This window comes from Prochlorococcus marinus XMU1408 (assembly GCF_003208055.1).
GTDB classification, from domain to species: Bacteria; Cyanobacteriota; Cyanobacteriia; order PCC-6307; family Cyanobiaceae; genus Prochlorococcus_B; species Prochlorococcus_B marinus_A.
Window position 1 is genome coordinate 730,379 of the sequence record NZ_QJUE01000002.1, and the last position, 9,076, is coordinate 739,454.

The window sequence follows — 9,076 nt, forward strand, 5'->3', positions numbered from 1 at the left end:
TTACTTAAAACTCAAGCGAACTAAAGGTTCAGAATTAGTGGGAAACTCATCAGTATTAATTTCTTCAATAACAAAAAGAATCATTATTAGTAGAGGAGCCAGAAAAGCTGATGCAGCAACTAGACCAAAAATTTTTTTTGAATTTATTAATGGACTTTTTATCAACGGTTCGTCGCATTGACCACATATCAAAACACCGTCACGCCTAGTCTTTGTAAGTTGATAACGAGAAGAGCAGAAAGGACAATAATATCTACTCATTCTTGAATTGAGAAATAAAATTTGTATATTCTTATTAAGGCTACCATTAAAGAAAGTTTATTAGATCGAATGTGTAAGCACAAATCATGAATAAGAATAAAGGAAAATTTGATCACCTAATAAAGAATCTTGAAAGGATCTCATCTCAAAATTCGATATTTAATTACAAATCTGGACAAAGAGCATTTTTATCATTAGGAAAAGGAAATCTTCGAGAATGGTTAGATAAACTTCTTCCAAACACTAGACTAATTTTAGAGCCCAAAATCATTGGATTAAGTATTGGTATTCAATATATCGATGGATACATAAATAAAGCTATAAATAAAAGAAGTGAAGACATAACAGAAAAGGTTATGACACTAGAGAGTGTTCCTAAAAACATCGCAATAAAAAAAAGGTTAGAACTAAGAGGAGTTCTATACGAGCCTGAGAATTCATCTAATAAAAACAAAAAGATGGGCAACAAGTGGCTTCATCAATCACTAGCTATGAAAAAAGCACTTAACTTCTGTGCTTTTCAAATATTTCATTGCAATATTAATCACTTCCAAGCTCTTCAAGAATTAAAAAACCTTAATTTTGAAGTTCCACATACACAATTTACTAACTACATTTCAGATATTGAAATTTTTCGTCAATGCTGGAAGGATGGCAAAATATTTAAAAGCTATCCAACCAACGGAATTGTATTGAAAATAAATTCAAGAAAATTGCAAAAGAGGCTTGGAGAAAATAATCTGTCATCACATTGGGCATATGCCATAAACTAATGCTGTTAATAGCAACCAAAGATGTTTCACAAGTAATTGGAGGAGTAGACATATTTTCTCCAACAGGCTTGATGATCCTAATAATAGGAATACTATTTACAGTAGGTGTACCATTAACAATGATTTTAAAAGGGAGAAAAGATTAATCTTTTTTGCCAATCATTATGAATAACTTCAATTTGTTATTAGCTAAACAACCAACTACAAACTATGGTTTTATATTAAAATTCAATAAAATCAAAATTTAATTAAAGAAATATATGATTAAAAATAATCGAAGTTCAAGAACTAATTTCAATTATTTAAGAATTTTACTTCCATTTTCTTATAATAGATACATACTGTTATTTCTTTCAGGATTAATCTTGCTTCCAATTCAGCAAGCAAACTCAGAAGAACTATTCCTTAAATGTACTGGTAAATTTGAAATAAATAGAGGTCCATTAATAAAACCAGACTGGGAAACAAGCTACCTAACAATTAATCTTGTTGGACTAAAATCTACCATTAACAATAAAGGTTTAAAAAAAGAAGGTCGGACTTTGATTAGAAGAAATTCATACACTATTACGCTTAGAGACAAAAGTAATAGGATCAAAACGAAATATAAAATACATGGAACACTTGGAACCTACATAGTTGAATCTCCCATTAGAAATAGAACATTGATAGGGACATGTGAAAAAAGCAGGGGTTAATAATCTCTAAACATCAAAATATTCAGCGAAAAAACCTATAAAATTCCTTAGAGAAATTACAAAATCACTTGTTTGATTTAGGATCAAGACCTTGCGCCTCTCTATTTTGAGCTATACCACCCACACCTAACAACAGAAAGATCAAGTACAGAGATACCGTTGAAATAGCAATAATTATTACTATGTTGAATAAATTCATATAAGATATTTATTTGATTTAATTAATTTATTAAAATTATCAAATTACTGCATTTATGAAAATATCACAGTAACACTACTTATAAAAATACCAAAAGTAATCATAGCAATTGGTAAAACCTTGATTTTCTTACTTTCCATAGCTAATAGTTTTTTAAATTTTATGAAATAAAAAAAGCGGACGAGAGACAAAAAAGACCGGGATCTGAGTGATAACCGACCTAAATTAAATTTTGCATTAAAAAGCTCTCAATAAAAATCCTTTTTAGCTCAAAAATTACTAGCTAGTATTTGTAGATAAATCGTTATTTTTAAAATTAATATGTGGGTAAGTATAGACCTTTGCTTGGTTCCAATAGGAGTAGGTATCTCATTATCTCCATATATAAAGGCATGCTTATTAATTATTGAGGAGTATAAGCTTGATTATGAACTAGGTCCAAATGGAACTGCAATTGAAGGAGAGTGGGATCAAGTTTTTGAATGCGTAAAAAAATGCCATGAGGTCGTTCATAGCAAAGGTGCTCCTCGCGTTTACACAACCTTAAAAGTAAATACACGTATAGATAAGAAGCAATTATTTAAAGAAAAAGTACAAAGCGTAAGAGCCCGATAGAAAAAAAAAATTAAAAGCATTGAGCAAAAGTCTGAAAACCTAAAACAAAAGAAAGATCCCAACAATTACCCATGCATACTATTAGAAGTACTGATATAAAAGGGATAGCAGCACGGTAATTAATGACTATCTTTGCTCGTCTAAGCAGATCAGAAGTTATTCACGGAAGAGCAGCTATGTTTATCGTTGCTACCTGGTTATTCACAAACTATCTAATTCGTTAAGAATGGCTAACCCTATTAAGACATGGTTTTTTGAATTAATCGAAGATGCGATAGGAAGTAAAGCCATGGAGCGATTTAAAAAAGAAGAAGAAGAAAAAAAGAATCCAGAATCAAATAACGCGCCCAAAAAAGATTAGAAGTTAATAGGCTCCAGACTTTAAACTAACCACATAATTAATCCCATTCTGCTGCTACGGCTCTTAAGCCACTAGCAATGATCTCGTTAGGGCAATTAGTATCTTCTTTTAAGGCCTTGGCCGCAAGATGGACGTTCTCCCAAAATGTGGAAACTGCTCCTATTCTTTGATCATCAGAGAATTTAAATTGCTCAAAAGCTTTGGGCATTTTTCTATTTTATTTTATGTTCTAGCAAATAATTCATTCATCAACTTTTATTTTCACAGATTCAATGTAATTATCCTTGTTGTTCTCTGAAATTATTTTTAAGGTGATAAAGCCTACAAAGGTCGTTAAAAATATAAAACCAAAACTTTGAATTAGATCAATATAGGTCGCCAACAAATGGTTCATTGCAAACTTGATTTCTTAAAATGTAGAGAAAAAAAAATCAAATAACAAATTCAACAAAACATTGGTAAAAATATGTAACCTAATAATCTGTTGAAGTAAAATAACTATCACCCATCACAGTGCCTGTTCCTAAATCATAAACATTATCCAAATCAGATAGCAGTTCTTGTAATTCCTCACCACTTATTCTTTTGATTTCTTGGTAGGTTTCTTTAGACATAAAAAAATAATATCAAGCGTAAATTTAACCACTCCTAATCAGTCTCAGAGACCGTAAAGACCGATAGGGATAATTACTTTTCGGTATGTTCAACAAAAACATAACTCTGTATAAAATTTTCTTATCAAATCTCGATACCTAATAACTATGACTAAAAGGATTAGATGTTAAGTAATTATTCCTACACGGCTGATAGAGGTTTGTTCTTATATTTTTTGAACTTCTCAGGACAACCTTCTTTTTATACTGAGCTTTAGAAGGTTGTTTCTTTGAATAAGAAACGTCAGTGCTCCCCCCCAGAAGCCAATCAATTGATGACCAATGCAATTGATTGCCTGACGTACATTAATACTAAAATTCCCTTTTCTTCCTTGGTTCTGTAGGACCGTACGTCTTAGGTAGGGAAACCGTAGAAAGAATAAATCTCTGTTAATTAGACATTTAAAAAGGGCCCTAGGGGGCCCTTTTTCTTTACCGATTCTTTGCAGAAGCTTCTGGATATTGGTGGCCTGGGGCCAAGTGTCTAGTAGAAAGGCTTTTGTACTCCGTTAGGGCACCTAAACGATGCAGAGGAGCTTCGACTGAATTGACGCACCTATATCATTGATCCTTGTCGCATCAGACGAATAGCCTACTTATTCATTGAGAATGTTGGAGCAGGAACCAGAATTCAGTTCGCTTCTCTTAAATACTCAGGTGGAGTGTCGACCATTAATGGTGCCTCTGAGCTCAACAAACGTATCTTTGCTCTATTCGCACCTCAACGCAATCAGCCTTAATGCCCATTGCATTTCCACTTAACCTGATCAAAAATAGTAAGTTTGGGGTATAAGAATTTTATCTCAAATCAAAACATCAATATGTCGAGAGAACAAACAAGTAAACAAGACCAAATAAGCATTTTCGCAGAAATAGCTAAAGGATGTAGAACTGATCATCAAAAAATTGAATTTTTCGATTCATCTAAGGAAGCATTTTTTACTGATTCAGATGAATCAACAAGCTCGGTTAATGAAGATATCCCAAAAGACTTAGATGACGGGTTTTACGTATACGCAAATATGAAAAAACTTAGTGAAACGGAGCTTGAAGAGTTAATAAGTCTGCCATGGAAAGAATACCCAGAAAACTTTAAGATATTTTTATTCGATTTTTGCATCTTAAATGGTGATGCCTATTCAAAATACTTCCCCAATTCAAAGTAGTTTTAGCAATTTTCTAATACGATCCACTTAACGAATGAACGCGATAATTTGCTTGTGTGGCATAAGGAAAATTCCTCTAGCAAAGAATATTTAAAGACATCCGATAATATATTTATTGCAGTCAGGCCACAAATATGATGCGTTATTGCAAGCAAGGTAGGAGCTTTTAAATTGAAGAAATATCCTTATTTCTCACCTAATGCTTGAAACAACTGTATGTACATTTGATGTCAATGTACCTGACGATTTGGGTGAAAAAGTTTGACATCGACGAGGCTCCAGCCAGATCAGCAAAAGGAATAAAGGTGATTTTCAGAGGTGTCAGCAAAGATAATCCTGAAAAAGCGATCGTTGTAGTTCAAGCTTTAGAAGGTGTCTTAGGAAAACATATACAAGAGAACATTGAAATATTTGAAAAAAATGGTGCAGTCATGAGTACGGCAGAACCTAGTCTCTGGTCTTGAGGATCCAAATTGCTTAGGTATAAATAAAGAATCAAATCAAAAGATTAGTCTCAATTAAATCTGAACAATGATTAGAAATCTGTTTTTCTTAATTCTCGGAGCATTTAGCGGTCTTTGGTTTATATGGCCTCAAATCATTACGACCAAAGGTTGGGAATGCACAAAAGATGTTATTGCATCTTCTAATGAAGATTTAACAGATATTGAATCATTAGTTGAATCCTTGCCAAACAGAATCAAATTAGGCTTGGCTGTTTCCCCAAAAACATTGCTAAAGAGAGAGAACCTTACTCGTATCGAGAAGCTCAGAATTGTTGGAGATGCTTGCTTTAGATAAATTAAAAGGTACAAGGAAAATTATCATTATTAACATCAACAAAAAGTTGGCGTCTTAACTTATCAAAGCAATTGCTTCTTTTAATTCGTTCGCATGATTGATCTCATCTTGAGCAATTTCACGTATCCTCTGATCGTTTGGATTAACGGTTAGATACTTTGCATAAGTTTCATACGCATGCTCTTCAATTTTTATATTGATATCGTATGCATTTGATGGAGATAGCAAGTAATAAAAAACCATTACCCAGTAATAGAAGAGCACTAAATGCCTAGCAAGAAATCGATCAACCCAATATCTATTGCCGCTTCGTGATTCCATCTCTTCTAAATGCTCCGTCTCATTGATTGCTTGGTAAAAATGAGCCTTCATAAGCTTGTTGCTTAAAGGAGTCTTTAGGCCAAGCGACTCTTGTAAATGCAAAACTGATAAGAATGCAAAATAAGGTGCTCTAGCGATTACCTCAAGAACCCAAAAACGTTGAATCGGTCTACCTTCGTAGATTCGATCAAGAATACTTACACTGAAATCTAAAACAAATGAATTAAAACCTTTCATAATTCCTTAGCTAACTATTTAAGTATAAATACTCAGCAAAAAATTATGAGTTATAACTTATTTATTTAACTATCGATAGCTACTGAAGCTGAATATGGAAGTAGGCCGAAGATTAAATCTATCTTGCTCGGACAGGTTGGTAAGCAGGAATCATCTTTCCTCCACCAAAATCGTCATCATCGTCTGGAAGCGATCTTGAGATTAGTTCTACGAGAACTAGAGCAGCCATAGGATAGAAACACCATAAAACAGCTTTCCAGATGGGAAATGAGTCAACTAGCTGAAGCTCAGACATGTATCAGAAAATTGTTTGAACAAACCTAACTGATCTAAAAATATTTAGTGTTACGGTTAGCACGAAGTGAATGTATATCTAATCGATCCTTCTGTAAAAAAATTACTTCAAGCCGTCTAAGTTTTCCACAGCTTCAGAGTCACTAAATAACTCCAAGATCTAAATAAAAAGCAATTCCAATAAAAAAGACCCTAGGTATGGTGTCCTACGGGCCTGGGTGATGGGGATCTTATTTTTAACTGTTTTTCAAGCAAATTGCAACCCCTACCATATCTGGTGTTAGAAAGATTAAAAAAACAGAAAAAAAGACCCATATCTGGAATTATTAGCTTGCGTAATATGTACACAGCGAGTAGTATTTCGAAATTACTGGGTGATGGGGATCTCTCAGGATCTACTCCCTCAAATTTGAGGGTTTTTTTATGCCATGAATTTCTGCAGATAATTTCTAAGATGGATTAAGGCAAAATTAGTGAAAAACTGCTTTGATCCTTATTTTTTTCCCAAATCGAGAAGATGGAACAAGTAACTGATGCAATTGGTAATCCCACAGCACTCTTAGTAGAGAGAATTTTTTGGTTGGTGTTAGGTGCATTTTTAGGACTAGCAATAATTACTTCTTTACTAAGAGGATTAAAAGAAAGTAAAAACAAAACGACACCAATTTCACCTGATCAATTAGAAAATCTTGCAAAAAAAGCGATCCAACAAAACAGTGATAGCAATTGATATTGGTTATCAGATATTTTTATAGCCACAAACAAATTTACTTATGGTCGTTGGGGCGAGAACCGTACAATCAGCTACCACTGATTAGATGATGAGCATATATGCTTAATACATATTCACAAAAACAATGAAATTAGTTCCTTACATATTCATGGCTGTTGCTATCTTCTCAGAAGTTTCAACAATTGCTACGACTCCTATTATCTAATTGAATCTCATTAATTGAGTATTCAGACCTAACGCGTTCGGGTGAATACCGACGTTAGATTGTATATAACTGATTTGTATTCATGCTCAAAAAGATATTTAGGGCTGCTAGTTTTTTAGCTTTGTCTGTTTTTTTAACTTCGACAACTATTTTTTCAGGAATTATTCCTGCAGACGCCGCTCAAATGGGTTCTGATATGAACGAAGATAACTCTATGGGTATTGTGATCGAAGAGTCTAGTGATGCCTTGGATGGTTCGAAAACTAGTGCTGCCCCAGACCTCGGAGATGATCAAGCGTTTCCTTTTATCCCAGGTTTTGGTAAAAATTCCGGTAAAGACTGATTATCTTTTTATTGAAAAGTATTGATTGATAATAAATTACTAATTTTTTCGAAAGCTAGAAAAAATCCACAGTTATAAGAGCTAATTAGCTAAACCATTTTCATGGAAAAATGGGAATCAAAAATAATCATATTTGTTATGTTTGCAGTACTTGCAATTGGGTCAATCGCGCCATTGATCAGGATGATCAGTGATCGTATTTCTTAAGATTGAATTTGATTGGACAGGCTGAGATCATTGGAGTAATTATTTCTAACATGATTACTTTTGGCATTTTTAGCTGATTAATTTTTATTTTGCAAAAAATGAAAAAAATGGATTAAATGCTCAAATGGAACAAAAAAAAATCTAGAGAAAGATCTCTAGATTTATATGAAGATTGATTTGTTAAAGCTATTTAAAATATGCCAGGAATAATTTGTCCAGTAGTGATATAAGCGCCTAGTAAAGCAATCATTCCGATCATTGCCCAACGGCCATTGGTCTTTTCCGCTTCTTCAGGATAGCTGGAATAGTTTTCAACTAATTGAGTTTGTACTTGGGTAGCAAACATGTTTTGCTTGCCATATTCAGTAATGATCTGGTTAGAAGCAGAACTGTAAGCAGGGATTCCTGTTGGATCAACAGATTGTCCTTCTGATTGATTATCAGTTGGATCTATTGATTGATCAGAAACTGGGTTACTAGAAGTCATATAAGAACCTAAAAAATGCCTGGAATAATTTGACCAGTAGTTGCGTAAGCACCGAAAGCAGCAATAAAGCCGATCATTGCCATCCAACCATTAAACTTTTCTGCTTCTGGAGTCACGAGATTAAACTCAAATAATGCGCATGAATGTAAAGGAAAAGTAAAGGAATGTAAAGGGGTCACCCGTACACAGCAAAAGTTATCAGGGGTATTAGCTGAAGCAATATTTGTTATCCACGGTCTAAAGAACAATTCCACTAACTTTGTTGAACTTAATTCAACTAGATGGATTTAATACCTGGTGTAGTTCTTTTCTTTGGAGCCATTGGAACTGTGGCTTTACTTGGTTGGGATACTTTCCAAAATCGTAAGCCAATTACTAAAGCTGAAATGCAGCAGTCTCGTGGAACTAGAGCAGCTAAGCCACAACAAAAGAGAAGAGGGTTATTTAACAGAGGATAATTATGGGTGAAATTCAAACATACGCTTCAAACTCAGGAGATTTTAATTTCCTTTTCGTTCTAATTATTGTTGGGACTTATCTTCTTTATGAGGTTGGAAAGGCAATAATGGACAACAACGATGATGATGACATGGATGGAGGAATGACGATGCGTGTAGCAGATGGAGCACAGGCCTGAATTGACTACCAAAACAATATGTACTAATTGACAACAAAAATTTGTCGTCTTTAAACAGGTTTAGGGTGAATTGAATCTATAATTA

The 9,076-nt window shown here is 33.7% G+C and carries 20 protein-coding genes; 13 read left to right on the forward strand and 7 right to left on the reverse strand.

What is annotated here, in order from left to right:
* Positions 1–261, reverse strand: coding sequence for a hypothetical protein (locus DNJ73_RS05420; protein ID WP_158466672.1), 261 nt, complete (start codon positions 259–261; stop codon positions 1–3).
* Between the two features lie 86 nt (positions 262–347).
* Here DNJ73_RS05420 and DNJ73_RS05425 point away from each other — a divergent pair, with 86 nt between their 5' ends.
* The 6 genes from DNJ73_RS05425 (at position 348) to DNJ73_RS10160 (ending at position 2,907) form a co-directional block, all read left to right on the forward strand.
* Positions 348–1,034, forward strand: coding sequence for an NAD-dependent DNA ligase (locus DNJ73_RS05425; protein ID WP_158466673.1), 687 nt, complete (start codon positions 348–350; stop codon positions 1,032–1,034).
* Complete coding sequence (locus DNJ73_RS09870; protein WP_187152598.1) at positions 1,034–1,180, forward strand: hypothetical protein; 147 nt, start codon at positions 1,034–1,036, stop codon at positions 1,178–1,180. The genes DNJ73_RS05425 and DNJ73_RS09870 overlap by 1 nt, the downstream gene beginning before the upstream one ends.
* 114 nt (positions 1,181–1,294) lie before the next feature.
* Entirely contained in the window at positions 1,295–1,732 is a 438-nt protein-coding gene (locus tag DNJ73_RS05430) for a hypothetical protein (protein ID WP_257473338.1), read from the forward strand.
* Between the two features lie 520 nt (positions 1,733–2,252).
* On the forward strand, positions 2,253–2,546 hold the full coding sequence (locus DNJ73_RS05435; protein ID WP_158466674.1) for an MTH1187 family thiamine-binding protein: 294 nt from the start codon (positions 2,253–2,255) through the stop codon (positions 2,544–2,546).
* A gap of 122 nt (positions 2,547–2,668) precedes the next feature.
* Entirely contained in the window at positions 2,669–2,770 is a 102-nt protein-coding gene (locus tag DNJ73_RS05440; RefSeq protein WP_158466675.1) for a chlorophyll a/b-binding protein, read from the forward strand.
* 2 nt (positions 2,771–2,772) lie between these two features.
* Positions 2,773–2,907: a hypothetical protein gene (locus DNJ73_RS10160; protein ID WP_257473339.1), complete on the forward strand. Its 135-nt coding sequence runs from the start codon at positions 2,773–2,775 to the stop codon at positions 2,905–2,907.
* Between the two features lie 37 nt (positions 2,908–2,944).
* Here DNJ73_RS10160 and DNJ73_RS09875 read toward each other — a convergent pair whose 3' ends face one another.
* Entirely contained in the window at positions 2,945–3,115 is a 171-nt protein-coding gene (locus tag DNJ73_RS09875; protein WP_187152571.1) for a hypothetical protein, read from the reverse strand.
* Between the two features lie 265 nt (positions 3,116–3,380).
* Complete coding sequence (locus DNJ73_RS09880) at positions 3,381–3,521, reverse strand: hypothetical protein (protein ID WP_187152572.1); 141 nt, start codon at positions 3,519–3,521, stop codon at positions 3,381–3,383.
* 860 nt (positions 3,522–4,381) lie between these two features.
* Here DNJ73_RS09880 and DNJ73_RS05445 point away from each other — a divergent pair.
* From DNJ73_RS05445 to DNJ73_RS05455, 3 genes are all read left to right on the forward strand, one after another.
* The gene (locus DNJ73_RS05445) at positions 4,382–4,726 is read left to right on the forward strand and encodes a hypothetical protein (RefSeq protein ID WP_158466676.1); all 345 of its coding nucleotides are present in this window, start codon (positions 4,382–4,384) and stop codon (positions 4,724–4,726) included.
* A gap of 251 nt (positions 4,727–4,977) precedes the next feature.
* A complete protein-coding gene (locus tag DNJ73_RS05450) occupies positions 4,978–5,190 on the forward strand; it encodes a DUF3764 family protein (RefSeq protein WP_187152573.1) in 213 nt (70 codons plus the stop codon).
* A 67-nt stretch (positions 5,191–5,257) separates the two neighbouring features.
* On the forward strand, positions 5,258–5,527 hold the full coding sequence (locus DNJ73_RS05455) for a hypothetical protein (RefSeq protein WP_011294527.1): 270 nt from the start codon (positions 5,258–5,260) through the stop codon (positions 5,525–5,527).
* Positions 5,528–5,581: 54 nt separating this feature from the next.
* Here DNJ73_RS05455 and DNJ73_RS05460 read toward each other — a convergent pair whose 3' ends face one another.
* Both DNJ73_RS05460 and DNJ73_RS09885 read right to left on the reverse strand, forming a co-directional pair.
* On the reverse strand, positions 5,582–6,085 hold the full coding sequence (locus DNJ73_RS05460) for an alternative oxidase (protein WP_158466678.1): 504 nt from the start codon (positions 6,083–6,085) through the stop codon (positions 5,582–5,584).
* Between the two features lie 118 nt (positions 6,086–6,203).
* Positions 6,204–6,380 (reverse strand): hypothetical protein, encoded by a 177-nt coding sequence (locus tag DNJ73_RS09885; protein WP_187152574.1) that lies wholly within the window; start codon positions 6,378–6,380, stop codon positions 6,204–6,206.
* Positions 6,381–6,896: 516 nt separating this feature from the next.
* On the opposite strand from DNJ73_RS09885, the gene DNJ73_RS05465 reads away from it, so the two are divergent.
* Positions 6,897–7,109: a hypothetical protein gene (locus tag DNJ73_RS05465; RefSeq protein ID WP_158466679.1), complete on the forward strand. Its 213-nt coding sequence runs from the start codon at positions 6,897–6,899 to the stop codon at positions 7,107–7,109.
* 290 nt (positions 7,110–7,399) lie between these two features.
* Complete coding sequence (locus DNJ73_RS05470; RefSeq protein ID WP_158466680.1) at positions 7,400–7,660, forward strand: hypothetical protein; 261 nt, start codon at positions 7,400–7,402, stop codon at positions 7,658–7,660.
* Positions 7,661–8,057: 397 nt separating this feature from the next.
* Here DNJ73_RS05470 and DNJ73_RS09890 read toward each other — a convergent pair whose 3' ends face one another.
* Together DNJ73_RS09890 and DNJ73_RS05480 are read right to left on the reverse strand one after the other, a co-directional pair.
* On the reverse strand, positions 8,058–8,213 hold the full coding sequence (locus DNJ73_RS09890; protein WP_187152595.1) for a high light inducible protein: 156 nt from the start codon (positions 8,211–8,213) through the stop codon (positions 8,058–8,060).
* A 149-nt stretch (positions 8,214–8,362) separates the two neighbouring features.
* The gene (locus DNJ73_RS05480; protein ID WP_011294533.1) at positions 8,363–8,470 is read right to left on the reverse strand and encodes a high light inducible protein; all 108 of its coding nucleotides are present in this window, start codon (positions 8,468–8,470) and stop codon (positions 8,363–8,365) included.
* Between the two features lie 165 nt (positions 8,471–8,635).
* Here DNJ73_RS05480 and DNJ73_RS09895 point away from each other — a divergent pair, with 165 nt between their 5' ends.
* Both DNJ73_RS09895 and DNJ73_RS09900 read left to right on the forward strand, forming a co-directional pair.
* Complete coding sequence (locus tag DNJ73_RS09895; protein WP_011295188.1) at positions 8,636–8,812, forward strand: hypothetical protein; 177 nt, start codon at positions 8,636–8,638, stop codon at positions 8,810–8,812.
* Between the two features lie 2 nt (positions 8,813–8,814).
* Positions 8,815–8,991, forward strand: a complete 177-nt coding sequence (locus DNJ73_RS09900; protein ID WP_011294980.1) for a hypothetical protein — start codon at positions 8,815–8,817, stop codon at positions 8,989–8,991.
* Positions 8,992–9,076 lie beyond the last annotated feature (85 nt).